The sequence below is a fragment of the Streptomyces sp. NBC_00620 genome (genome assembly GCF_026341825.1).
GTDB lineage: Bacteria > Actinomycetota > Actinomycetes > Streptomycetales > Streptomycetaceae > Streptomyces.
In genome coordinates, this window is the sequence record NZ_JAPENY010000002.1 from 406,287 (window position 1) to 430,098 (window position 23,812).

General features: G+C 70.0%; 18 protein-coding genes. 9 read left to right on the forward strand and 9 right to left on the reverse strand.

Annotated elements, in window-relative coordinates; all coding sequences use genetic code 11:
• Positions 1 to 3 precede the first annotated feature (3 nt).
• The 4 genes from OG246_RS21000 to OG246_RS21015 all read right to left on the reverse strand — a co-directional run bounded on the left by OG246_RS21000 (position 4) and on the right by OG246_RS21015 (position 3,633).
• Positions 4 to 936: a branched-chain amino acid ABC transporter permease gene (locus tag OG246_RS21000; protein WP_266465525.1), complete on the reverse strand. Its 933-nt coding sequence runs from the start codon at positions 934 to 936 to the stop codon at positions 4 to 6.
• A gap of 119 nt (positions 937 to 1,055) precedes the next feature.
• Positions 1,056 to 2,288 (reverse strand): branched-chain amino acid ABC transporter substrate-binding protein, encoded by a 1,233-nt coding sequence (locus OG246_RS21005; RefSeq protein ID WP_266465527.1) that lies wholly within the window; start codon positions 2,286 to 2,288, stop codon positions 1,056 to 1,058.
• Between the two features lie 281 nt (positions 2,289 to 2,569).
• Entirely contained in the window at positions 2,570 to 3,202 is a 633-nt protein-coding gene (locus tag OG246_RS21010; RefSeq protein ID WP_266465530.1) for a Tat pathway signal sequence domain protein, read from the reverse strand.
• The gene (locus OG246_RS21015; RefSeq protein WP_266465532.1) at positions 3,199 to 3,633 is read right to left on the reverse strand and encodes a hypothetical protein; all 435 of its coding nucleotides are present in this window, start codon (positions 3,631 to 3,633) and stop codon (positions 3,199 to 3,201) included. Before OG246_RS21015 ends, OG246_RS21010 begins: the two co-directional genes overlap by 4 nt.
• Before the next feature lie 64 nt (positions 3,634 to 3,697).
• Between OG246_RS21015 and OG246_RS21020 the strand changes: the two genes are divergently transcribed.
• A complete protein-coding gene (locus OG246_RS21020; protein WP_266465535.1) occupies positions 3,698 to 4,399 on the forward strand; it encodes a ceramidase domain-containing protein in 702 nt (233 codons plus the stop codon).
• Between the two features lie 64 nt (positions 4,400 to 4,463).
• Here the strand turns inward: OG246_RS21020 and OG246_RS21025 are convergent, their stop codons facing one another.
• Positions 4,464 to 4,925 carry a PaaI family thioesterase gene (locus OG246_RS21025; RefSeq protein WP_266465539.1) on the reverse strand — a complete coding sequence of 154 codons (462 nt, stop codon included), beginning with the start codon at positions 4,923 to 4,925 and terminating at the stop codon, positions 4,464 to 4,466.
• Between the two features lie 78 nt (positions 4,926 to 5,003).
• Positions 5,004 to 7,283 carry an FdhF/YdeP family oxidoreductase gene (locus tag OG246_RS21030; protein WP_266465542.1) on the reverse strand — a complete coding sequence of 760 codons (2,280 nt, stop codon included), beginning with the start codon at positions 7,281 to 7,283 and terminating at the stop codon, positions 5,004 to 5,006.
• Positions 7,284 to 7,428: 145 nt separating this feature from the next.
• Between OG246_RS21030 and polA the strand changes: the two genes are divergently transcribed.
• Positions 7,429 to 10,155, forward strand: coding sequence for a DNA polymerase I (gene polA, locus OG246_RS21035; RefSeq protein ID WP_266465545.1), 2,727 nt, complete (start codon positions 7,429 to 7,431; stop codon positions 10,153 to 10,155).
• A gap of 322 nt (positions 10,156 to 10,477) precedes the next feature.
• Positions 10,478 to 11,458, forward strand: a complete 981-nt coding sequence (locus OG246_RS21040; RefSeq protein WP_266465548.1) for a serine hydrolase — start codon at positions 10,478 to 10,480, stop codon at positions 11,456 to 11,458.
• On the opposite strand, the gene OG246_RS21045 is transcribed toward OG246_RS21040, so the two are convergent.
• Positions 11,379 to 12,233 carry a DUF4184 family protein gene (locus OG246_RS21045; RefSeq protein WP_266465551.1) on the reverse strand — a complete coding sequence of 285 codons (855 nt, stop codon included), beginning with the start codon at positions 12,231 to 12,233 and terminating at the stop codon, positions 11,379 to 11,381. The genes OG246_RS21040 and OG246_RS21045 overlap by 80 nt on opposite strands.
• 339 nt (positions 12,234 to 12,572) lie before the next feature.
• Here OG246_RS21045 and OG246_RS21050 point away from each other — a divergent pair, with 339 nt between their 5' ends.
• From OG246_RS21050 to OG246_RS21060, 3 genes are all read left to right on the forward strand, one after another.
• Entirely contained in the window at positions 12,573 to 14,303 is a 1,731-nt protein-coding gene (locus OG246_RS21050) for a lytic transglycosylase domain-containing protein (RefSeq protein ID WP_266465554.1), read from the forward strand.
• A gap of 163 nt (positions 14,304 to 14,466) precedes the next feature.
• The gene (locus tag OG246_RS21055; RefSeq protein WP_266465556.1) at positions 14,467 to 14,601 is read left to right on the forward strand and encodes an SPW_0924 family protein; all 135 of its coding nucleotides are present in this window, start codon (positions 14,467 to 14,469) and stop codon (positions 14,599 to 14,601) included.
• Positions 14,602 to 14,621: 20 nt separating this feature from the next.
• A complete protein-coding gene (locus tag OG246_RS21060) occupies positions 14,622 to 15,614 on the forward strand; it encodes a DUF3068 domain-containing protein (protein WP_266465558.1) in 993 nt (330 codons plus the stop codon).
• Here the strand turns inward: OG246_RS21060 and hrpB are convergent.
• Positions 15,604 to 18,120 (reverse strand): ATP-dependent helicase HrpB, encoded by a 2,517-nt coding sequence (gene hrpB, locus OG246_RS21065; RefSeq protein ID WP_266465561.1) that lies wholly within the window; start codon positions 18,118 to 18,120, stop codon positions 15,604 to 15,606. The genes OG246_RS21060 and hrpB overlap by 11 nt on opposite strands.
• A gap of 4 nt (positions 18,121 to 18,124) precedes the next feature.
• A complete protein-coding gene (locus OG246_RS21070; RefSeq protein WP_266465564.1) occupies positions 18,125 to 18,967 on the reverse strand; it encodes a class I SAM-dependent methyltransferase in 843 nt (280 codons plus the stop codon).
• 367 nt (positions 18,968 to 19,334) lie between these two features.
• Between OG246_RS21070 and rpsA the strand changes: the two genes are divergently transcribed.
• From rpsA to OG246_RS21085, 3 genes are all read left to right on the forward strand, one after another.
• Positions 19,335 to 20,837: a 30S ribosomal protein S1 gene (rpsA, locus tag OG246_RS21075; protein ID WP_266465567.1), complete on the forward strand. Its 1,503-nt coding sequence runs from the start codon at positions 19,335 to 19,337 to the stop codon at positions 20,835 to 20,837.
• Between the two features lie 211 nt (positions 20,838 to 21,048).
• Positions 21,049 to 22,656: an FAD-dependent oxidoreductase gene (locus OG246_RS21080; protein WP_266465570.1), complete on the forward strand. Its 1,608-nt coding sequence runs from the start codon at positions 21,049 to 21,051 to the stop codon at positions 22,654 to 22,656.
• Between the two features lie 165 nt (positions 22,657 to 22,821).
• The gene (locus OG246_RS21085) at positions 22,822 to 23,760 is read left to right on the forward strand and encodes a PAC2 family protein (protein ID WP_266465574.1); all 939 of its coding nucleotides are present in this window, start codon (positions 22,822 to 22,824) and stop codon (positions 23,758 to 23,760) included.
• The last annotated feature ends 52 nt before the right edge of the window (positions 23,761 to 23,812 follow it).

Below are 23,812 nucleotides of genomic sequence, written 5' to 3' on the forward strand. Positions count from 1 at the left end.
GTGTCACGCCCTGTCCGCCACGCGCTCACCGAGCAGGCCCTGTGGCCTGAACAGGAGTACGAGGATGAGAAGTACGAAGGCCCAGACGTTGGCCCAGGACTGGCCGCCGAGCTGCGACATTCCGGGGACGTCGGCGATGTAGGCGGTGGCCATGGTTTCGGCGAGGCCCAGGACGAGGCCGCCGATCATGGCTCCGTAGATGTTGCCGATGCCACCGAGGACCGCGGCGGTGAAGGCCTTGAGGCCCAGGATGAAGCCCATCCGGAAGTTGATCTCGCCGTACTTGAACCCGTAGGCCACGCCCCCGATGGCGGCGAAGGCGGCGCCGAGGGCGAACGCGACCACGATGATGCGGTCGGTGTTGATGCCCATGAGCTTGGCGGTGTCCGGGTCCTGGGCGGTGGCCTGCATGCCGCGTCCGGTGCGGGTCTTCATCACGAAGTAGGCGAGGATCGCCATGCTGATGGGGGCGGCGACGAAGAGGAAGATGTCGCCGGTCTGGATGGTGACGCTGCCGATCTCGAAGGGCCCGCCGGGGATGCTCGGGAAGATGATGGCGGACTTGGCGTCCGGGTACCAGGCCCACACCGCCTGCTGGAGGGCGAGGGAGAGGCCGATGGCGGTGATGAGGGGGGCGAGGCGTGGTGCGCTGCGCAGCGGTCGGTAGGCGAACCGTTCGGCTCCCACAGCGACCGTGGTGGAGACGACGATGGCGCCGATGAGCATCAGGGGCAGCGCGAGCCACATGGTGGTGCCGTCGGGCAGGATGTACAGGTAGACCGTGAGAGCGCCGAAGGCCCCGGTCATGAAGATCTCGCCGTGGGCGAAGTTGATGAGCTGGACGATGCCGTAGACCATTGTGTAGCCGATGGCGACGAGCCCGTACATGGATCCCAGTAGCAGGCCATTGACCAGCTGCTGCGGCAGTTCGTTCACCGCATGTCCTCCGAGACGTTCGGACGTCGGATGTTCGACGAGTGGGGGCTGGATGCGAGTCCGCGCGGGGCGCCTGTGGTGCAGCGCCCCGCGCGGCTCGTCTGTGGTGCGGGTGGGGGTCAGCCTGTGTAGGTGCCGGACTTCACGGCCTTCCAGGCGCCGTTCTCGACCGCGTAGACGGTGAGCTGCTTGTTGGTCGCGTCACCGAACTCGTCGAAGGAGACCTTGCCGGTCACACCGTCGAAGGAGACGTTCTGCATGGCAGCGGTGACCTTGGCGCGGGCGTCGGACGGAAGCTTGCCGTCGTTGTCGTCGACGACCTTCTTCACGGCCTCGATGATCGCCCAGGCCGAGTCGTAGGAGTAGCCGCCGTACGCCTCGTAGGCGTCCTTGTAGCCCGCGGCCTTGTAGTTGGCGACGAACTCCTTGGCGGAGGCGAGCTCCTCGACCGGCGCGCCGACCGAGGTGGCGAGGTCGCCGGTGGCCGTGGAGCCGGCCAGCTTGATGAAGTCGGCGCTGTAGATGCCGTCACCGCCGACCACCGGGATCTTGGCGCCCGCGGCCTTGATCTGCTTGCTGAGCGGGCCGGCCTGCGGGTACTCGCCGCCGTAGTAGACGACGTCCGCGCCGGAGCTCTTCACCTGGGTGGCGACCGCGGAGAAGTCCTTGGTCTCGGGGTCGATGTGCTGCGTGCCGACCACAGTGCCGCCGAGCTTCTTGAACTCCTCGGTGAAGGTGGCGGCCAGACCGGCGCCGTAGGTCTTCTTGTCGTCGATGACGAAGACCTTCTTCTTCTTGGAGTCGTTGTAGACGTACTGCGCGGCGAACGGGCCCTGGATGGCGTCCGTGGTCGCGGTGCGGAAGTACGACGCGTACGGGCGCTTCTTCGTGCCGGTGTTCCACTCCGTGCCCTGGGTCAGGGCCGGGTTGGTGTTGGCGGGAGAGACCTCGACGAGCTTGTTGTCGTCGAAGATCTTCTGCATGGACTCGGCGACGGAGGAGTTCAGCGGTCCGACTACGCCGAGGACCTCCTTGTCGGCGACGAGCTTGGAGGCGTTCTGCTGGCCCGAGGAGGGCAGCGCCTGGTCGTCGAGGGCCTCGATCTTGAAGGTGACGCCGTCGACGTACTTCTGCTCGTTGGCCTGCTTGGTCGCGAGGTCCACGGAGTTCTTGATGCCGAGGCCCAGAGCGGACAGGTCGCCGGTCAGCGGGGCGTCGATGCCTATGGTGACGGTGGTGCCACTGTCACCGGAGCCCGAGCCGCCGTCGTCGTCGCGCGAGCCGCAGGCGGTAAGGGTGAGTGCTCCCGCCGCCAGCGCGGCGGTGATGGCGATGAACGAACGTTGACGCACGGTCAGTCCTTTCCCTGGCGCGGCCCTCCCCCATGGAAGCGGCCGAGTCGAGCGCTGAGCTGAGCCGAAATGATTTCGAATCCCTGGCGCGGTGACTGGGCGTGACTCTAAGCGGGTCCGGGGAACATCGAGGAGGGTCTGGCGAAGGCTGTGACGCTCTTGTTATGACACGAGGTAATGCAGAGCGGTACTGAGTGGGTGGAACAGCGGAATTCCGGCTGATTCGCCCTGTCCGCATGTTGAGAACGCGCAGGACCCGGAGGGGTGTGTTCAGGAGTGTTCTAGGACTTTGGTGATGACATGGAATTGTTGCCGCAGGCTACCTGGAGTGCTTCCGAGAGGTCTTGTGCGTATAGCTCACCCAGGATGAAGCTGTGCACTTGTATTGCGTGCGTATTACGCAGAGTTACGTCCAGGAAAGGGAACCCGGCGTTCCGGGGCACTTTCGCGCATTCGTTGACGTGCACGGTGATCGTGATCCTGTGAGGAAAACCGGCCCTTGTCCGGAACGGAGGGTGCGGATCCGAGGTGAGGGAGAAGCCGGCGGAGGGCTGATCGATCCGCAACACGGTGACCGGAGGGCCGGAACTCACGGTGAGCTCCACCGCGAAGGTGAAGGCCCCGCGCGGGTGGTTCGGGGGCGGGCCCTCCTTGCCCGCGTAAACGACCTCGGTCACCTGGGACGGGTAGGGCGGGGCGGGGGCCGGAGGCTGCCGGGGCCGGGTGGCGTAGAGATAGCCGCCGACGACGAGGACGGCGGCGGACATCCCGGCGGCGAGCGCGGCGCGGCGGTGCCGGGCGTACAGCTGCATGAGCGGCCCGCGCGGGGCCTCGGGGGGCCGTGGGGTCTCCGGATCCGGGGTGTCCCGTGCGTGGGTGCCTTCGCCCGGTTCGACGGGACCGATGCCGCTCACTGCCAGGGACCTCCGCTCGGGGCGCCGTCGCGGTAGCGCTCCGCGCACAGTTCGCGCGCCCGGCGGTCGATCAACAGCTCGGCCGCCTCCTCGCCCTTGCGCTTCTCCTCGGCCCGGGCGGCGTCCACGACCTTCACCAGGATCTCGTACTGCCCGTTGGACAGGCCCATCGACTGGTAGTCCCCGTAGGAGTCCTGGTCCAGCGCCTCCCGCGACCAGTACGAGACGAGTTGGGCGCACAGGTCCTCGGGAGGCGTGACCTCGGGGGAGGGGGAACCGGACGGAGACGGGGTGCCGGAGCCGGTCCGCGAGGCCGTCGTCGTCCCGTCCTTCGCGCCGGATTCCCCGCATCCGGTGAGCAGGACGCCGGTGAGAAGAGTCAGTCCTGTCCCGAGCGCTGCCCGCGTCCAGCCGGCTCCTGCCGTTCCCATACCTTGACGCTAAGGGGCCGGGTGCCCGGGATCAACGGATGCGGACCGGACAGGATGGAGGACCGTGAACTGGAACGAGCACCTCGACGAGTACTGCGAGCGAGGGTCGGCGGCCTTCTGGGCCGAACCCGTCAACGCGTTGACCAACCTGGCCTTCCTCGTCGCGGCGTTGGCGATCTGGCGCATCCTCAGGCCCTGTCGGTCCGTGCCCGCGAGCATCGGGCTGCTGGCTCCGCTCATGGCGCTCATCGGCATCGGCAGCTTCGCCTTCCACACACTGGCGACGCGGTGGTCCCAGGCGCTGGACGTCGTGCCCATCACGCTGTTCGTGCTCTTCTGCCTCGGGTGCGTCCTGCGCTGGTTCTACGGCCTCGCCTGGCGGCGGTGCGTGCTGGGAGTGGCCGGTTTCGGGGCCTTCACCGCCGTGTTCGGCGTGCCGGCCGGCGAGTTGATCCCCAACCGCTCCGGCATGTACGTCCCCGTGCTGCTGCTGATGACCGGCCTGGCGGTGACGCTGCGAGGATCCGCGGACGCGGGCCGGGCCGCCCACTGGCGGCAATTCGCCCTGGCGGCCGTGGTGTTCGCCCTCGCGCTGTCCGCCCGCACCGTGGACCAGGAGATCTGCGGGGCGTTCCCGCTCGGCACGCACTTCCTGTGGCACACCCTCGACGGCGTACTGGTCTTCCTGGTGTCCCGCGCCCTTGTCAGCCGCTGGCGCCAACTTGCGGACGCCGACCGGGACCCGCTCGCCGCCCCCGCTCCGTAGCGGCCGCGGAGGAGCCGCCCGGCACCGGCGGGTGCCACCGCCGGCCGGTGCCGAGGCGTCCGCGTCAGCCGGTGGGCGCGTCCTTGAGCATGCAGGTCAGCCGGGCGGAGCAGACGCGCTTGCCGGCCTCGTCCGTGATGACGATCTCGTACGTCGCCGAGGACCTCCCGCGGTGCACGGGCGTGGCCACACCCGTGACAAGGCCGGAGCGCACCCCGCGGTGGTGCGTGCAGTTCAGGTCGACCCCCACGGCGAGCTTGGAGCTGCCGCCGTGCAGCATCGCGCCGACGGAGCCGATGGTCTCCGCGAGGACGGCGGAGGCGCCGCCGTGCAGGAGGCCGTAGGGCTGGGTGTTGCCCTCGACCGGCATCGTGCCCACGACGCGCTCGGCGGAGGCTTCGAGGATCTGCACGCCCATGCGCTGGCCGAGGTGGCCCGCCGAGAAGAGTGCGGGCAGGTCGACGCCGAGCGCCGCGTACTCGTCGATGACCTCTTGCGGGAACTTCACGGTGTGCTGCTCGCCCATCGGGCCCGACTCCGTCCGTCGTGGATCACTGTGTGCGGATCGTTGTGGATCGATCCCACCGGCTCACTGAGCAAACGCTCAGTCGGTTGCCGATTGTTCCAGACGCACGACGACGGATTTGCTGGCAGGGGTGTTGCTGGTGTCGGCGGTCGCGTCCAGCGGGACCAGGACATTGGTCTCCGGGTAGTAGGCGGCCGCGCAGCCCCGGGCGGTGGGGTAGTGCACGACGCGGAAGCCGGGCGCGCGGCGTTCGACGCCGTCCCTCCACTCGCTGACCAGGTCGACGTACGAGCCGTCGGCGAGGCGGAGTCCGGCGGCGTCCTCCGGGTTGACGAGGACGACCCGGCGGCCGTTCTTGATGCCCCGGTAGCGGTCGTCCAGGCCGTAGATCGTGGTGTTGTACTGGTCGTGCGAGCGCAGGGTCTGCAGGAGCAGCCGGCCCTCGGGGAGCTTCGGGTACTCCACGGGCGCGGCCGTGAAGTTGGCCTTGCCGGTGGCCGTGGGGAAGCGGCGCTCGTCGCGTGGCGCGTGCGGGAGCGCGAAGCCGGAAGGGTTCGCCACGCGTGCGTTGAAGTCCTCGAAGCCGGGGATCACGCGCGCGATGCGGTCGCGGACGGTCGCGTAGTCCTTCTCGAACTCTTCCCAGGGCGTACGGGATTCATGGCCGAGCACGCGACGCGCGAGCCGGGCGACGATGGCCGGCTCGGACAGCAGGTGCTCGCTCGCGGGCTCCAGGCGGCCGCGTGAGGCGTGCACCATGCCCATGGAGTCCTCCACGGTCACGAACTGCTCGCCGCTGCCCTGGAGATCACGCTCGGTGCGCCCGAGGGTCGGCAGGATCAGGGCACGCGCGCCGGTGACCGCGTGCGAGCGGTTCAGCTTCGTCGACACGTGCACGGTGAGGCGGGCGCGGCGCATGGCCGCCTCGGTCACCTCGGTGTCGGGGGAGGCCGACACGAAGTTGCCGCCCATCGCGAAGAAGACCTTCGCGTCGCCGTCGCGCAGTGCGCGGATGGCCCGTACGACGTCGTAGCCGTGCTCGCGCGGCGGCGCGAACCCGAACTCCCTTTCCAGGGCGTCCAGGAAGGCTGTGGAGGGCCGCTCGAAGATGCCCATCGTGCGGTCGCCCTGCACGTTCGAGTGGCCGCGGACCGGGCACACGCCCGCGCCGGGGCGGCCGATGTTGCCGCGCAGCAGAAGGAAGTTGACGACCTCGCGGATCGTCGGCACGGCGTGCTTGTGCTGGGTGAGGCCCATGGCCCAGCACACGATGGTGCGCTTCGAGGCGAGGATCAGGCGCAGGGCTTCGTCGATCTTCTCCCGGGTGAGGCCGGTTGCGGTGAGGGTTTCGTCCCAGTCGGCTTCCCGGGCGGCCTCGGCGAACTCCTCGTAGCCGTGGGTGTGTTCGCCGATGAAGTCCTCGTCGAGGGCGCCTTCCGTCTCCAGGATCAGCTTGTTGAGGAGGCGGAAGAGTGCCTGGTCGCCGCCGAGGCGGATCTGCAGGAACAGGTCGGTGAGGGTGGCGCCCTTGAGCATGCCCTGGGGGGTCTGCGGGTTCTTGAAGCGCTCCATGCCCGCCTCGGGCAACGGATTGACCGTGATGATCTTCGCGCCGTTGGCCTTGGCCTTCTCCAGGGCGGAGAGCATGCGGGGGTGGTTCGTGCCCGGGTTCTGCCCGGCGACGATGATCAGGTCCGCCTTGTAGAGATCGTCCAGCAGGACGCTGCCCTTGCCGATGCCGATGGTCTCGGAGAGGGCGGAACCCGACGACTCGTGGCACATGTTGGAGCAGTCCGGCAGGTTGTTCGTGCCGAGCTCGCGGGCGAACAGCTGGTAGAGGAAGGCCGCTTCGTTGCTCGTGCGCCCGGAGGTGTAGAAGAGGGCCTCGTCGGGGGAGCCGAGCGCGGCGAGTTCCTCGGCGACGATGTCGAAGGCCCGCTCCCAGGGCACCGCTTCGTAGTGCTCGGCGCCCTCCGCCAGATACATGGGGTGGGTGAGGCGGCCCTGCTGGCCCAGCCAGTAGCCGCTGCGGGTGGCGAGGTCGGCCACACTGTGGGCGGCGAAGAAGTCCGGGGTGACCCGGCGCAGGGTGGCCTCCTCGGCGACCGCCTTCGCGCCGTTCTCACAGAACTCCGCCGCGTGCCGGTGCTCCGGCTCCGGCCAGGCGCAGCCCGGGCAGTCGAAGCCGTCCTTCTGGTTGACCCGCAGGAGGGTGAGCGCGGTACGGCGCACGCCCATCTGCTGCTGGGCCATGCGCAGGGTGTGCCCGATGGCGGGCAGTCCCGCTGCCGCGTGCTTCGGCTCGGCGACCTGCGGCGCGTCCTGAACCGGATCGCTCTTGGGCGGCTTGCTGGCCATCGCGGGGACCCCTTCACCTGCACGTGTGATGCACATCCACCTGCGTGTGTGATGCACGTCTCCGATCCTCGCACGAGGCGCCGACAACGACCGTGCCGGACCGCGACGGCTCTCAGTGTCAGTGCCACGTGGCAGGATCGGGGTCGTGGCAGAAACAGCATCGAAGAAGAGCGACAAGACCTCCGGCGAGACGCGTCCCCGGCTGATGCTCATGGACGGGCACTCGCTGGCGTACCGCGCGTTCTTCGCGCTGCCCGCGGAGAACTTCACGACCGCGACGGGCCAGCCGACGAACGCGATCTACGGCTTCGCGTCGATGCTGGCGAACACGCTGCGCGACGAGGCGCCCACGCACTTCGCGGTGGCCTTCGACGTCTCCCGCAAGACGTGGCGCTCCGAGGAGTTCACCGAGTACAAGGCGAACAGGTCCAAGACCCCCGACGAGTTCAAGGGCCAGGTCGAGCTGATCGGCGAGCTGCTCGACGCGATGCACGCCGAGCGGTTCGCGGTCGACGGCTTCGAGGCGGACGACATCATCGCGACGCTCGCCACGCAGGCCGAGGCCGCGGGGTTCGAGGTGCTGATCGTCACCGGCGACCGCGACTCCTTCCAGCTGGTCTCCGAGCACACGACGGTGCTGTACCCGACGAAGGGCGTCTCGGAGCTGACCCGCTTCACTCCGGAGAAGGTCTTCGAGAAGTACGGGCTGACGCCGGCCCAGTACCCCGACTTCGCGGCGCTGCGCGGCGACCCGTCCGACAACCTGCCGGGCATCCCCGGCGTCGGCGAGAAGACCGCCGCGAAGTGGATCAACCAGTTCGGTTCCTTCGCGGAGCTGGTCGAGCGCGTCGACGAGGTCAAGGGCAAGGCCGGGCAGAACCTCCGCGACCACCTGGACGCGGTGAAGCTCAACCGCCGTCTCACGGAGATGGTGAAGGACGTCGAGCTGCCCAAGACGGTCACCGACCTGGGGCGCGCCGCGTACGACCGCAAGGCCGTGGCGATGGTCCTGGACACCCTGGAGATCCGGAACCCGTCACTGCGTGAGCGGCTCCTCGCCGTCGACCCGGGGGCCGAGGAGTCCGAGGAGACGAAGCCGGTCGCCGAGGGCGTCGAACTCGACGGCACGGTGCTGGGCGCGGGCGAGCTGAAGCCGTGGCTCGCCGAGCACGGCACGGAGATCCTGGGGCTGGCCACGGTCGACACCTGGGCGCTCGGCGCGGGCTCCGTGACCGAGGTCGCGCTCGCCGCCGCCGATGGCGCGGCCGCGTGGTTCGACCCGACGCAGCTGGACGAGGCCGACGACAACTCGTTCGAGAAGTGGCTCGCCGACCCCGGCAGCCCCAAGGTCATGCACAACGCCAAGGGCGCGATGCGGGTCTTCGCCGAGCACGGCTGGACCATCGAGGGCGTGTCCATGGACACCGCGCTCGCCGCGTACCTGGTCAAGCCGGGGCGCCGCTCCTTCGCCCTCGACGCACTGTCCCTGGAGTACCTCGGCAGGGAGCTGGGGCCCACCGCCGCGGCCGACGGGCAGCTCGCCTTCGGTACCGACGACCAGGCCGAGGCCGACGCGCTGATGGTGCAGGCCCGCACGATCCTCGACCTGGGCGAGGCGTTCGGCGAGCGGCTGGAGGAGGCCGGCGCGGCCGATCTGCTGCGCGACATGGAGCTGCCGACGTCCGCCCTGCTGGCCCGTATGGAGCGGCACGGCATCGCGGCCGACCGGACCCATCTCGAAGCCATGGAGCAGATGTTCGCGGCCGCCGTGCAGCAGGCCGTGAAGGAGGCGCACGCTTCCGTGGGACACGAGTTCAACCTCGGCTCGCCCAAGCAGCTCCAGGAAGTCTTCTTCGGCGAACTCGACCTGCCCAAGACGAAGAAGACCAAGACGGGCTTCACCACGGACGCGGACGCGCTGGCCTGGCTGGCCGGGCAGACCGACCACGAACTGCCGGTGATCATGCTCCGCCACCGTGAGCAGGCGAGGCTCCGGTCGACGGTCGAGGGCCTGATCAAGACGATCGCGGTGGACGGCCGCATCCACACCACCTTCAACCAGACGGTGGCCGCGACGGGCCGCCTGTCGTCCACGGACCCGAACCTGCAGAACATCCCGGTCCGCACCGACGAGGGCCGCGCGATCCGCCGCGGCTTTGTGGTCGGCGAGGGCTTCGAGTCGCTCATGACCGCGGACTACAGCCAGATCGAACTGCGCGTGATGGCCCACCTGTCCGAGGACGAGGGCCTGTTGGAGGCGTTCACCTCCGGGGAGGACCTGCACACCACGGTCGCCTCGCAGGTGTTCTCCGTGGAGCGGTCCGCGGTCGACGCGGAGATGCGGCGCAAGATCAAGGCGATGTCGTACGGACTGGCGTACGGCCTGTCGGCCTTCGGCCTCTCCCAGCAGCTGAACATCGACGCGGGCGAGGCACGCGGGCTGATGGACACGTACTTCGAGCGGTTCGGCGGCGTACGCGACTATCTGCGCCGCGTCGTCGACGAAGCCCGCGCCACGGGCTACACGGAGACCCTGTTCGGCCGCCGCCGCCACCTGCCCGACCTCAACAGCGACAACCGGCAGCGGCGCGAGACGGCCGAGCGGATGGCTCTCAACGCGCCCATCCAGGGCACGGCCGCCGACATCGTCAAGATCGCCATGCTCAAGGTGGACAGCGCCCTGCGCGAAGCCGATCTCAAGTCCCGGATGCTCCTCCAGGTCCACGACGAAATCGTCCTGGAGATCGCGCCCGGTGAGCGCGCGAAGACCGAGGAACTGGTCCGGCGCGAAATGGCGTCCGCGGTGCAGCTCCGGGCGCCCCTGGACGTGTCCGTCGGCTCCGGGGGCGACTGGGAGTCGGCGGCGCACTAGCGCTCCGCTGCGTTTGCGGTTCGTTCACCGCGGGCCCGGTGGGGGCTCGTCGCGCAGTTCCCCGCGCCCCTTCGGGGCGCTGCCGAACCGCACCGGGCTTCGCCGGCCGCGTTCAGCCTGACCGGGCGGACCCCCTGGGTCCGCCCGGAGGCGGTGGCCCGGAGGCGGTGGCCCGGAGGCGGTGGCCCGGAGGCGGTGGCCCGGAGGCGGTGGCCCGGAGCCCGGTGCGGAACCTTGACGTACGCCCCCCACCCCGGCCGGTGTCACTCGCGTGGCCCCCGCAAAGGCGCCCCGCGGCCGAGGCGCCCGTAAGGATGCGGGCATGGGTATACGCATGCTCAACCGCCACACGGCCATAGCCACGGCCGTCGTCTCGGCGCTCCTCGCGCCGATACCCGCGGTCGCCGCGCACGCGAGCACCGCGCAGGTGCCCGCGGCCTGCCGCTCCACCCGTGACCCCGACCTCGCCGCCCGGATGTCCCGCGACCTCCGGGCGGCGCTTTCGTCCCGCCAGGGCACCGTCTCCGTGGCGGTGCACGACGACGACACCGGCCTGACCTGCACCCTCGCGAGCGCGCGCCAGTACGACTCGGCGAGCGTCGCCAAGGTCGTGATCATGGAGGGCGCCCTGCGCCGGGCCGAGGAACTCGGGCGCAAACTCACCGGCTGGGAGCTGGCCAACGTCCGCCCGATGATCACCAGGTCCGACAACCCGGCCGCCCTGCGACTGTGGACCGACCTCGGCCACGCCTACCTGGGCCGCATCCTGGCCCGCGCCGGGACGAAAGGCACCGCCCTCGGCCCGAAGGGCTACTGGGGCCTGACCCGCACCACAGCGGCCGATCAGATGCGGCTGCTCGCCGTGCTCACCAACACCCGCTCGTTCCTGAAGACCCGCGCCTACGGTCTGAAGCTGCTCAGCCAGGTCCGCCGCGACCAGCGCTGGGGCGTGCCCGCCGGTATGCCGAAAGGCCTGAAGGCCCACGTCAAGAACGGCTGGCTGCCGCGCGCGACGCACGGCTGGCGCGTACACAGCGTCGGCGCGTTCACCGGCCGCGGCCGCACGTACCGCATCGTCGTCCTCTCGCACGACAACCCGACGATGGCGTACGGAGTGCGCACCATCGAGCGCATCGCGCAGGCCGTCCACCGCGGACTCAACCAGAAGCGCGGCCTGAGCGACGGGCGCGGTCTGGTGCAGGGCCCCACCCCCGAGAACGCGATCAGCGAGGAGTCGGACGGCTCGGCTCCGTACGAGCCGCTGCCGGGCTGGGACGAGCCGGAGCGGGACGCCACGTCCTGACCCCCAGCGCGTACAGGGCGAGGCCGAGCACAAGCCCGGCGCCCGCGCCGAAACACAGCGTCGGGATCCACTCCCAGGGCTTCGCGTCGGCACCCCGCCCGGCGAGCCAGAGCGAAGCCCGCTGCACCGCGCCCACCAGCGCGCAACCCCCGATCACGGCACCGGCCGCCCACCGGTCGGAACCGGACAGCACGGGCACCCCCACGGGCTCGCCCGACGGCGTACGCCGCACCGCGACGAGCACGAAGAGCGCGATGACGACGGCCGCCACCGCCGAACTGCCGTACTGCACATACCAGTACAGGGGCGAGCCTCCCGCCTGCCGGCCCAGGACGGGCACCAGCTCCACACCCCACCGGTCGTGATGTGTGAACGCGTCCCACACGACATGCGTCAGCGCGCCGAGCGCCGCCGAGACATACCATCGCAACACCGCCGACGGACACAGACGTTCACGTGCCGCCCCGCAGCGCAGCAGACCCGCGACCCGCCGCTGCCGCGCCCGCGGCAGCAGCGCCACCAGCGGCTCGCGCAGCACCAGCCACGCGCCCACGAGAGCCCAGGCGACGAGCACGTCGAAGGTGAACACGCCGGTGAAGGAGTGGGTGAAGGCGCCGAACTCCATCGCTCCGGACAGCACACTTGCCGCGTAATAGGTCATGTCGGGAGCGAACGAACCGGCCACGAGGACCGCCGGCACCAGCCGGCCGCGGCCGCTTCCGTCGCCGCGCACAGCGGGCAGCACGGCCGCGGCATGGCTGAGTGTGAAGGGCAAGTCGTCCCCCTGGGGCTCACGTTGGCCGGGTATATCGGTCGCCGCGGTCACCGGCACCCGGTGGACGCCCAGTATGAGGGACGCATGAGAACTGTCCGGGGGGACACCCGGGGCGGCGTCCTACCGCACAATCGGACATGGCCAACTGGTGAAAATCGGGCACGAACGGGTGCCCCGGCGACTGGAGTTGTCGTAGGGTCACCTGGGTCGCCGTGCAGGGGAACGCGGCCGAACGACCAGAGGAAAACGCAGAAGAAAACGCACCAGAAGCAAGTGCACAGGTGCAAAGCGCACGGCAAGAAGGTGCGTAAGCGGATGTCCATGGGAGGGACTCACTCAATGGTGGCGCATTTCGGTACGAGGCTGCGCAAGGGAGCGATGACCACGGCTGTGGCCGCGGCCGCGGTCGCGGCTCTGTCCGCTTCCCAGGCCCCGGGAGTGACCACCGACGGCCAGGGCAGACAGACCACCGGCGCCGACGCCGAGTCCACGCCCGACGGGAACGGCGACGGCAGCGCCACCGGCAACTCGCCGTACTACACGGACCTTCCGCCCCTGAACACGCCCGTCCCCGCGCCGACCATCGGCACCCCCGCCGCCACCGGCGAAGCCGAGGCAGGCATACCCGCGACCGTCCTCGACGCCTACAAGAAGGCCGCGGACTCGCTCAGCGCGTCCAAGCCGGGCTGCAACCTCCCCTGGGAGCTCCTCGCCGCGATCGGCAAGGTCGAGTCCGGCCAGGCCCGCGGAGGCAACGTCGACGCCGCCGGCACCACCATCACCCCGATCCTCGGCCCGGTCCTCAACGGCAACGGCTTCGCGAACATCGGCGACACCGACGGCGGCGCGTACGACGGCGACAGCACCTACGACCGCGCGGTCGGCCCGATGCAGTTCATCCCGTCCACCTGGGAGTGGGCGGGCGAGGACGGCAACGGCGACGGCAAGAAGGACCCCAACAACATCTACGACGCGGCGCTCGCGGCGGGCAACTACCTGTGCCGGTTCAGCTGGGACCTGTCCGACCAGGCCGACCTCAACAGCGCGATCCTCAGCTACAACAACTCGACGGAGTACCTCAACACCGTCCTGTCGTGGCTGGAGTACTACCGCAAGGGCACCCACGAGGTGCCGGACGGCACGGGCACGCTGCCCTCGAACCGCAGCGACGGCTCGGACGGGGCCACCACCTCGCCGAGTCCGAGCCCGAGCCCGAGCCCGAGCACGCCGAGTACCCCGAGTACCCCTGCACCGACTCCGCCGAAGCCGAGCCCCCCGGCGGGCGGCGGCACCACAACCCCCACCCCGACCCCGCCCGGTCCGACCCTCCCCACCACGCCCACCCCCACCGAAACCGTGGACCACCTGGAGGACGCGGGCACCGGGGCGCTCACCGCGACGGCGGGCGACGCCTTCGGTGAGCAGGTCGCGGTGCGGACCGAGACCAAGGCCGGCAAGGCGGTCGCCAAGGTCCGGGTGCGGTTCACGATCGTCGGCGACACCACGGACGCCACCTTCACCGGCGGCGAGACCGTCGCCACGGTCGTCACCGACAGCGCCGGCACGGCCACCGCGCCCGCGCTCGTGGCAGGCGAGAAGACCGGCGACTTCATCGTCCGCACCACCGTCGTGGGCCGCACGCTGACCGGCCTCGACTACACGGCGAGCGTCACCGCGCGCCAGGCCGACACCCTCGTACGCACCAGCGACACCGCGCTGACCTGCGTGCCGGGCGGCGAGTTCGCGGACCAGGTCGAGGTGAAGGCCACCTACAACGGCGCGGTCGCGGACAAGGTCGCGGCCACCGCCACCCTCATCAAGTCGGCGGACGACGCCACGGAGAACGACAAGGGCCCGTACTTCAAGGACGTGGACGGCAACACCGTACGCACCCTCGCGGACCTCACCACGGACGCCGACGGGCTGCTGAAGCTCCCGAAGCTGTACGCGGACGACACCACCGGCACGTTCCTGCTCCGCATCACCACCACGGGCGGCGCGACGCTGACGGTCGAACTGACGGTGGCCGCGGCGGCCACCCCGGAGCCGGAGCCGACGACCACGTCATAGTCCGTACGTCCGTACGCGCACGGTCAGGGCGCCCCTCCGCTTCCGGCGGAGGGGCGCCCTCGTCGTTGTGTGTGCAACGTGTTCTCATCTCGCCCCGCCGTTGCTACGGTGCCGGACCTGACGATGTATCAGTTCCATTTTCCGGCCCCCGGGGAGGCCCCGCATGCGTGCCCTCATAGCCGCCGCGATCGGTCTCGCCGTGGCGCTCGCCCTGGTGTTCACGGTCACGGCTATGGGCTCACCGGCAGGCAAGACCTCGCCGAAGCCGATGCTCACCACTGTCCCCACACACCCATAGCGCTCAGGGAGGACGCCGACATGCGCCGCAAGGTCAGCCTGATCCTGCTCGCCTTCGCCGTGTTCTTCGCGGCACTGTCCCCCCTGTTGCACTGGTACGCCTTCCCGCGCCTGGCCAAGGTCCCCGCCAGCCAGTACCAGGACATGGTCCTGGAGGCGAAGGACGCGACCCTCCTCGACTACGGCACCATGACGGCCAAGAAGGTCCCCAAGGTCACCATCGTGCAGACCCTCAAGGGCAACGTCGAAGAATCCGAGAAGATCGAGAAGACCGCGGGCCGCGACGTCGTCGTCTGGGACTCCCTCTCCTACGTCCAGGGCCCCGACGGGGAGATGGTCTCCAAGCTCCCCGAGCGCTACATCTTCGACGCGCACAGCCAGGACCCCGTCCACGCCACCGGCGAGTCGGTCGACGGCGACCCCGTCACCCGCGAGGGCATCGAGTTCAAGTGGCCCTTCAACACGGAGAAAAGGGACTACGAGTACTTCGACGCGCAGACCCGTACCTCGGCCCCCATCCACTACAAGGGCACCCAGAAATTCCGGGGCGTAGAGGTCTACTACTTCGAGCAGACCATCCCCTGGACCAAGGTCAAGTTCCCGAAGATCATGCCCGTGGAGGGCGTCACCCCGGAGTCGGTCGCCAAGACGGGCACCACCCGCTGGTACACCACGGTCCGCAAGTTCTGGGTGGAGCCGGTCACCGGAGCGCCCGTATACGGCGAGGAGATCCACCAGGAGGAGCTGCGCGGCGGCACCCTCCTGGGGGACCGCGACAAGGTGACGGCCTTCTCCGGGCACGTGAAAATGCGCGAGGACTACATCGAGTACACGGTCGACCTGGTCAAGTCCAACCGCACCCTGGTCCTGATGATGACCACGTACCTCCCCTGGGGCTTCCTGATCCTCGGCGCGGGGCTCCTGTCGCTCTCCCTCTACCTGGAGGCACGCAGCCGCCGCGGCGGCGACCCCGCGCCCACGGGCGCGGCGGAACCCGAGCCGGTCAGCGCCTGAGCCGCGCGTTCGTGTACCGCGTCGGCTCGGCGGTCGCCGGGTCCTCGGGCCAGGGATGCCTGGGGTAGCGCCCGCGCAGTTCGGCCCGTACGGCCTTGTAGCCCTCCCTCCAGAAGGAGGCCAGGTCGGCGGTGACGGCTGCGGGCCGCCCCGCGGGCGAGAGCAGATGCACGAGTACGGGCACACCGGCGACGCGCGGCGTCCGTGCCAGCCCGAACATCTCCTGCAACTTCACCGCGAGTACGGGTTGTTCGGGGTCCGCGTAGTCGATCCGGATTCTGGACCCGCTGGGTACCCCGATCCGCTCGGGCGCGAGCTCGTCGAGGCGGGCGGCGTCCCCGGTGGCCCAGGGCAGCAGACGGTTCAAGGCCTGCCCCGCCTCGATCCGCGCGAGATCGGCCCGCCGCCGGGCGCGGCTCAGCTCCGGCTCCAGCCACTCGTCCACGCGCGCGTGGAGCGCGTCGTCGGACACGTCGGGCCAAGGGGCGCCCAGATGCAGCCGCAGAAACGCGAGCCGCCGCCGCAGCACCTCGGCGTCCGCCGACCACCGCAACAGGCCGAACCCCTCCTCCCGCAGCCCTTCAAGAAGCGCATCCCGTACGAGCCCGGCGTCGGCGTTCCTGATCGGCCGCACCGTCAGCTCCACGGCCCCGAGCCGCTCGACCCGCCGCGCGACGACGTCACCGTCGGCCCAGTGGACCTCGTCGCCCCGGGAGAGCAGGCTCGCCGCGGCCCGCATCGCCGTCTCCTCGTCGATGACGGCCGCGAGCCGCACGCGCGCGTGCCCGGCGCCGACCGGCCGGTCCGCGACGGCCACGGCGAGCCAGGGCGCCCCGCGCAAGCCCGAACCTTCCGACACCTCGGCCCGGGTCCCCGACACCATGAGGTGGGACCCGCCCCGGGCCCGCGCGACGCGTTCGGGGAACGCCAGGGCGGCCACGAGCCCGGCGACCCAGTCGTCCCCGGCACCCGGCTGAGAGGCACGGGCCGACGATCCGGTGAGGGCCGTGGATGACGTGCGCAGACGGCGGGACTCCGTGCGCCAGCGGGCCGCGTAGGCGTCGCCGCCGCGCCGGGCCGCCCGCCAGGCCGCCGCCAGATCGTCGCCGTACTCCCGTGGCGGCTCCTCGCTCAGAAGGGCGACCACCTCGGCGGCCCGGTCCGCGCCGACCACGGGTGCCGCGTCCAGCAGGGCCCGGGCGAGTCGCGGATGCAACCCGAGCCGGGACATGCGCACACCCCGCTCGGTCGCCCGCCCCGCGGCGTCGACGGCACCCACGGCCGACAGCACCGTGCGCGCCGCGGCCATCGCGCCGCCCGGCGGCGGGTCGAGGAGCGCGAGCCCCGTGGCGTCCGGATCGCCCCAGCAGGCCGCCTGCAGGGCGAACGCCGTCAGGTCGGCCACCTTGATCTCCGGCGCGGGGAAGCGGGCGAGACGCCCATCCTCCGCCTCGGACCAGCAGCGGTACACCCGCCCCGGTGCCTCACGACCGGCCCGCCCAGCCCGCTGCCGCCCTGCCGCCTGCGAAGCCCGTACGGTCGCCAGCGCGCTCAGCCCGCGCGCGTGGTCCACCCGCGGCTCCCGCGCGAGCCCGGAGTCGACGACCACCCGGACCCCCGGAACCGTCAGCGAGGACTCGGCCACGGAGGTGGCGAGGACCACCCGGCGCCCCGCCCCGCCCGACAGCACCGCGTCCTGCACGGCAGCCGGCGCCCGGCCGTGCACCTGGAGCACCTCGACACCGCCGAGATCCCCCAACTGCCCGGCGACCCGCGCGATCTCACCGACCCCCGGAAGGAAGCACAGGACGTCCCCCTCGTACTCGGCCAGCGCCCGGCGCACCAGCGACGCCACATGTGTGAGGAGTACAGGGTCCACGCGCATCCCATGGGGCGGTCGCACAGGGCGCACGGGCGGTGCCCACACCACCTCGACCGGATACGAGATCCCCTGTGCCTCGACCACCGGCGCGTCGCCCAGCAAATGGGCCCACCCCTCGGCGTCGGTCGTCGCGGACGCGGCCACGAGCCGCAGCTCGGGGCGGAGAGCGGCCCGCACGTCCAACAGGAAGGCGGCCACCGTGTCGGCGTCCAGATGCCGCTCATGGCACTCGTCGAGCACGACCACGTCGATGCCCGCCAACTCCTGGTCCCGCTGGAGCCGTTGCAGCAGCACACCGGTCGTGACGACCTCCACGCGCGCGCGTGGCCCCACCACACGCTCCCCGCGCACGGTGTACCCGACGCTCTCGCCGACCTTCTCCCCGAGCAGCCACGCCATCCGCCGCGCGGCCGCCCGGGCGGCGATACGGCGCGGCTCCGCGACGACGACGCGGCGTGCCGGGCCCTCGTCCAGCAGCCCGGCGAGCGCCAGGGGCACGAGGGTCGTCTTGCCCGTACCGGGCGGTGCGACGAGGACCGCCGCACCGTGCGCCTCCAGGGAGTCGCTCAGGCCGGGCAGCGCGCCGCGTACGGGCAGCAGGTCCAGGGCGTCGTAACGGATCACCCGCTCAGTCTCGTACGCAGACGAAGATCGCCGTGCCCGGGATCAGATTCCCGCGCAGCGGGGACCAGCCGCCCCACTCCTGGGTGTTCCACGCGGGCCACTCCGGCTCGACGACGTCGAGGAGGGTGAAGCCGCCGGCCACGATGTCGCGGACACGGTCGCCGATCGTCCTGTGGTGCTCGACGTACACCGCGCGGCCCTCCTCGTCCTGCTCCACGTACGGAGTGCGGTCGAAGTAGGAGGAGGCGACCGACAGGCCCTCGGGGCCCGGCTCGTCCGGGAAGGCCCAGCGGACCGGGTGCGTCACCGAGAAGACGAAACGGCCGCCGGGACGCAGCACCCTGCGCACATCGCGCAGCACGCGCACCGGGTCGGCGACGAACGGCAGCGCACCGTACGCCGAGCACGCCAGGTCGAAGGAGCCGTCCGCGAACGGCAGGGCGCCCGCGTCGGCCTCCACCAAAGGCACGGTTCCGCCGATCCGCAGCGCGTGCTGGAGCTGGCGGTGGGAGAGGTCGAGGGCCACCGGACGCGCCCCCTGCCCGGCCAGCCAGCGCGAGCACTGGGCCGCGCCGGCGCCGATCTCCAGGATGTCCTTCCCCTTGAGGTCCTCCGGCGGGCCGAGCAGCTCGGCCTCCACCTCGTCGAGCCCCTCGGGGCACCACACGAATCGGTCGTCTCCGAGGAAGGTGCCGTGCTCGGTCTGGTACTCGTCCGCGTTCCGGTCCCACCAGCCGCGATTGGCGCGGGAACTCTCCGTGACATCCGCGTCGCGTCGGGTGGCTTCGGGCTCGAACGGTTCGGGCTCTTGGATGATCGGCTCCCTCGTATTAGTCTGCGGACCCATCCTCCTCAACCCGTCCGGGGACGGGTCACGGCAGGGGCCAACTACGGCCCGCGTGGCCTCGTGTGACAGGTCTTGTGCCGGGTATGCGGCGTTCCGCCCCGGGTGTGCGCCTTCGCGCATTGACCCTGTCCGGCTGCCCCCGTATGCTACAAGTTGCGCTGCGGGCCTGCGCACCTCAGACGTAGCAGGTTGCGCTCGCATCTGTATGTATGACCCCTCGGTTTTCGGGGCGCCACCGGCGGTGTTTGTTCACAAACACCCTCCGGATCCGGCGCTTCCTTGGCTGTCCGGCCTTCTGCAGAGCGAAACGGGCTCCCGGCGTAAGCAGTACCTACGACTCACTGTCCGTACCGGAGCCCTTACCCACATGACGAGCAGCACCGAGACCACCGCCACCACTCCGCAGGTTGCGGTCAACGACATCGGTGACGAGGAAGCATTCCTCGCCGCGATCGACGAGACGATCAAGTACTTCAACGATGGCGACATCGTCGACGGCGTCATCGTCAAGGTTGACCGGGACGAGGTTCTCCTCGATATCGGTTACAAGACCGAAGGTGTCATCCCGAGCCGCGAGCTCTCGATCAAGCACGACGTCGACCCGAACGAGGTCGTCAAGGTCGGCGACGAGATCGAAGCCCTTGTTCTCCAGAAGGAGGACAAGGAAGGCCGCCTGATCCTCTCGAAGAAGCGCGCCCAGTACGAGCGCGCCTGGGGCACCATCGAGAAGATCAAGGAAGAGGACGGCATCGTCACCGGCACCGTCATCGAGGTGGTCAAGGGTGGTCTCATCCTCGACATCGGCCTCCGTGGCTTCCTGCCGGCTTCCCTCGTCGAGATGCGCCGCGTCCGCGACCTCCAGCCGTACGTGGGCAAGGAGCTCGAGGCCAAGATCATCGAGCTGGACAAGAACCGCAACAACGTGGTCCTGTCCCGCCGTGCCTGGCTCGAGCAGACCCAGTCCGAGGTTCGCCAGACGTTCCTCACGACCCTGCAGAAGGGTCAGGTCCGCTCCGGCGTCGTCTCCTCGATCGTCAACTTCGGTGCGTTCGTGGACCTGGGTGGCGTCGACGGTCTGGTTCACGTCTCCGAGCTCTCCTGGAAGCACATCGACCACCCCTCCGAGGTTGTCGAGGTCGGCCAGGAAGTCACCGTCGAGGTCCTCGACGTCGACATGGACCGTGAGCGTGTCTCCCTGTCGCTCAAGGCGACGCAGGAAGACCCGTGGCAGCAGTTCGCCCGGACGCACCAGATCGGTCAGGTCGTCCCGGGTAAGGTCACGAAGCTCGTTCCGTTCGGTGCGTTCGTCCGCGTGGACGAGGGCATCGAGGGCCTGGTCCACATCTCCGAGCTGGCCGAGCGCCACGTGGAGATCCCGGAGCAGGTTGTCCAGGTCAACGACGAGATCTTCGTCAAGGTCATCGACATCGACCTCGAGCGCCGTCGCATCAGCCTCTCGCTGAAGCAGGCCAACGAGGCCTTCGGTGCCGACCCGGCCTCGGTCGACTTCGACCCGACGCTGTACGGCATGGCCGCGTCGTACGACGACCAGGGCAACTACATCTACCCCGAGGGCTTCGACCCCGAGACCAACGACTGGCTCGAGGGCTTCGAGGCTCAGCGCGAGGTGTGGGAGACCCAGTACGCCGAGGCGCAGACGCGCTTCGAGCAGCACCAGGCGCAGGTCATCAAGTCCCGCGAGGCGGACGCGCAGGCCGAGGCCGAGGGTGCTGCCGCCCCCGCCGCCGGTGCTGCCGCGGGCGTCACGGGTGGTTCGTACTCCTCGGAGTCGGACGACACCTCCGGCGCCCTGGCGTCGGACGAGGCTCTGGCCGCCCTCCGCGAGAAGCTGGCCGGAGGCCAGAGCTGATCGCTTGAGCCGGCTCCAGCTGGTCGGTAAGTAACTGCGGGCCCGCACCCTTCTGGGTGCGGGCCCGCAGTGCGTTTCCTGTGCCCTGTGCGGGTGTCCGCTGTGTCGCCGGGATTGCAGAAACGTGGGGGATACACGATGAACGGACGTGCCGTAACGGGGCGTTGGGAGGCTTCCTCGATCGATCAAGATCGACAGAGGAGCCGAAGCCATGGCAGAACTTCAGAGTGGGCCGGGTGCGAGCCGGCGTTCGTTCCTGCGCAATGTGGGTCTCACCGGTGGTGCGGGCGCGATGTTCGCCACCATGGGAGCCCTCGGTCTCGCGCCCACCGCGCAGGCCGCAGGCCGTGAACAGCCCTTCCGTGCCCTGAAATCGAGCGACTTCACCCTCACCGGACGCGGCGCCGCCAAGGTCGTCATCGTCGGTGGCGGCATCGCCGGACTGGCGGCCGCGTACGAACTGGGCAAGGCCGGCTACGACTGTACGGTCCTGGAGGCCAGGGACCGCACCGGTGGCCGCAACTTCACGGTCCGCGGCGGTGATTCGACCACCGACCTCTACGGCAACACCCAGAAGGCCCGCTTCAGCGAGGGCCAGTACATGAACGCGGGCCCCGCCCGCCTCCCGCAGTGGATGGTCACCCTCGACTACTGCCGCGAACTCGGCGTCCCCATCGAGGTGTTCACCAACACGAACGCGGACGCGTACATCTACAACGAGTCGACCGGCATGACCAAGCCGATGCGGTACCGGACCGCGAAGGCCGATGTCTACGGCTATGTCTCCGAGTTGCTCGCCAAGGCCACCGACAAGGGTGCCCTCGACAAGGAGCTGACCGCCACCGACCAGGAGAAGCTCGTCGAGTTCCTCAAGGACTTCGGGGAGTTGGGCGACAAGCTGGCCTACGAGGGCGGTGAGCGCCGCGGATACACCACGGTCCCGGCCGCCGCCGGAACCCCCGGCGTGCTCCTCGGCGACGTCCCCACCGCCTCCGAGATCTTCGCCACCGGGGTGGGCCGCTACTTCTCCTTCGAGTTCGGGTTCGACCAGGCGATGCTGATGTTCCAGCCGGTGGGCGGCATGGACCAGATACCGCGCGCGCTCACGAAGGCGATCGGGGCCGGGCGCATACGTACAGGGGCGGCCGTTTCGAAAATCACCGACAAGGGGAGTGGCGTTACCGTCACTTACACCCAGGGCGGCCGCACCAGGTCCATCGACGCCGACTACTGCATCGGCGCCCTGCCGCCCAACATCCTCGCCAAGATCCCGCACAACCTCGGCTCCGGAGTGCAGAGCGCCCTGGAGGCGATCACTCCCTCGTCGGCGGGCAAGATCGGGCTCGAGTACCGCTCGCGCTGGTGGGAGCTGGACCACAACATCTACGGCGGTATCACCGAGACCGACCAGGACGTCACCCACATCTGGCACCCCTCGTACGGGTTCCACGGCGAGCGGGGCGTGATGATCGGCTACTACAACTACGGCGACGACGCGGACTCGTACGCCAAGCTCACCCCCAAGGCCCGCGAGACGCGTGCGGTGGCCGCGGGCGTGAAGATCTACGGCGAGAAGTACCGCACCGAACTCGCGTCCTCCTTCTCGCACCACTGGCGCCAGACGCCCCACCTGGAGGCCGCCTGGCACGACACCCCGGGCGGCCCCGACGACGCCCGCTACAAGCCCTTGAACGAGCCCACCGGCCGCGTCTACTTCGCGGGCGACTGGCTCAGCTACACCGACGCCTGGCAGCATGGCGCGTTCACGTCCGCCCGCAAGGCGGTCACCGCGCTCCACGCGCGCGTGCTGTCCGCGTGACACTCCTGTAGTAGTCCGTAGTCGTCTGTGACCGTTCGCAGTCGTTTTCTCAGCCGCTCGTGGGGGCTGAAAAGTCGGTAAGAGGTGACCGTGTGGAGCGCTGGAGGGGAATGCCCGCGCTCCACACCACGTTGTGCAGTACGAACACGAGGAGGAGCGGTCACAGTGCTTGATCCGCAGGGTTTGTACGCATGGGAGCCGAAGGGCTTGGCTGTTGTCGACATGGCGCTCGCCCAGGAGTCGGCAGGACTGGTCATGCTCTACCACTTCGACGGATACATCGACGCGGGCGAGACCGGCGACCAGATCGTCGACCGGCTGCTCGACTCGCTGCCGCACCAGGTCGTGGCCCGTTTCGACCACGACCGGCTCGTTGACTACCGGGCCCGGCGTCCGCTGCTGACGTTCAAGCGCGACCGCTGGACCGACTACGAAGAGCCGACCCTTGATGTACGGCTCGTACAGGACGCCACCGGCGCGCCCTTCCTGCTGCTCTCCGGCCCCGAGCCGGACGTCGAGTGGGAGCGCTTCGCCGCCGCCGTCCAGCAGATCGTGGAGCGGCTCGGCGTCCGCCTCTCCGTGAACTTCCACGGCATTCCCATGGGCGTCCCGCACACGCGTCCCGTGGGCCTCACCCCGCACGGCAACCGCACCGACCTGGTGCCGGGCCACCGCAGCCCCTTCGACGAGGCGCAGGTCCCCGGCAGCGCCGAGGCGCTCGTCGAGTACCGCCTCATGGAGGCCGGGCACGACATCCTGGGCGTCGCCGCGCACGTGCCGCACTACATCGCCCGCTCCGCGTACCCCGACGCCGCGCTGACCGTTCTGGAGTCGATCACCGCCGCGACCGGCCTGGTGCTCCCCGCGATCGCGCACTCCCTGCGCACCGAGGCGCACCGCACCCAGACCGAGATCGACCGGCAGATCCAGGAGGGCGACGAGGAGCTTGTCGCCCTCGTCCAGGGCCTCGAGCACCAGTACGACGCCGCCGCGGGCGCCGAGACGCGCGGCAACATGCTCGCCGAACCCGTGGAAATCCCTTCGGCCGACGAGATCGGGCTGGAGTTCGAGCGGTTCCTGGCAGAGCGGGAAGGCGAGGGCTGACCCCCTCGCCCCGGGGGCTCAGGGGCCGTTGTCAGAGGCGGGCTCTAAGCTT

Coding starts and splice junctions, on each gene's coding strand:
- OG246_RS21015 (WP_266465532.1), bottom strand. CDS start 3,633: ATGGGAACGGCAGGAGCCGGCTGGACGCGGGCAGCGCTCGGGACAGGA.
- OG246_RS21025 (WP_266465539.1), bottom strand. CDS start 4,925: ATGGGCGAGCAGCACACCGTGAAGTTCCCGCAAGAGGTCATCGACGAG.
- OG246_RS21030 (WP_266465542.1), bottom strand. CDS start 7,283: ATGGCCAGCAAGCCGCCCAAGAGCGATCCGGTTCAGGACGCGCCGCAG.
- OG246_RS21040 (WP_266465548.1), top strand. CDS start 10,478: ATGGGTATACGCATGCTCAACCGCCACACGGCCATAGCCACGGCCGTC.
- OG246_RS21050 (WP_266465554.1), top strand. CDS start 12,573: ATGGTGGCGCATTTCGGTACGAGGCTGCGCAAGGGAGCGATGACCACG.
- OG246_RS21055 (WP_266465556.1), top strand. CDS start 14,467: ATGCGTGCCCTCATAGCCGCCGCGATCGGTCTCGCCGTGGCGCTCGCC.
- OG246_RS21060 (WP_266465558.1), top strand. CDS start 14,622: ATGCGCCGCAAGGTCAGCCTGATCCTGCTCGCCTTCGCCGTGTTCTTC.
- OG246_RS21070 (WP_266465564.1), bottom strand. CDS start 18,967: ATGGGTCCGCAGACTAATACGAGGGAGCCGATCATCCAAGAGCCCGAA.
- rpsA (WP_266465567.1), top strand. CDS start 19,335: ATGACGAGCAGCACCGAGACCACCGCCACCACTCCGCAGGTTGCGGTC.
- OG246_RS21080 (WP_266465570.1), top strand. CDS start 21,049: ATGGCAGAACTTCAGAGTGGGCCGGGTGCGAGCCGGCGTTCGTTCCTG.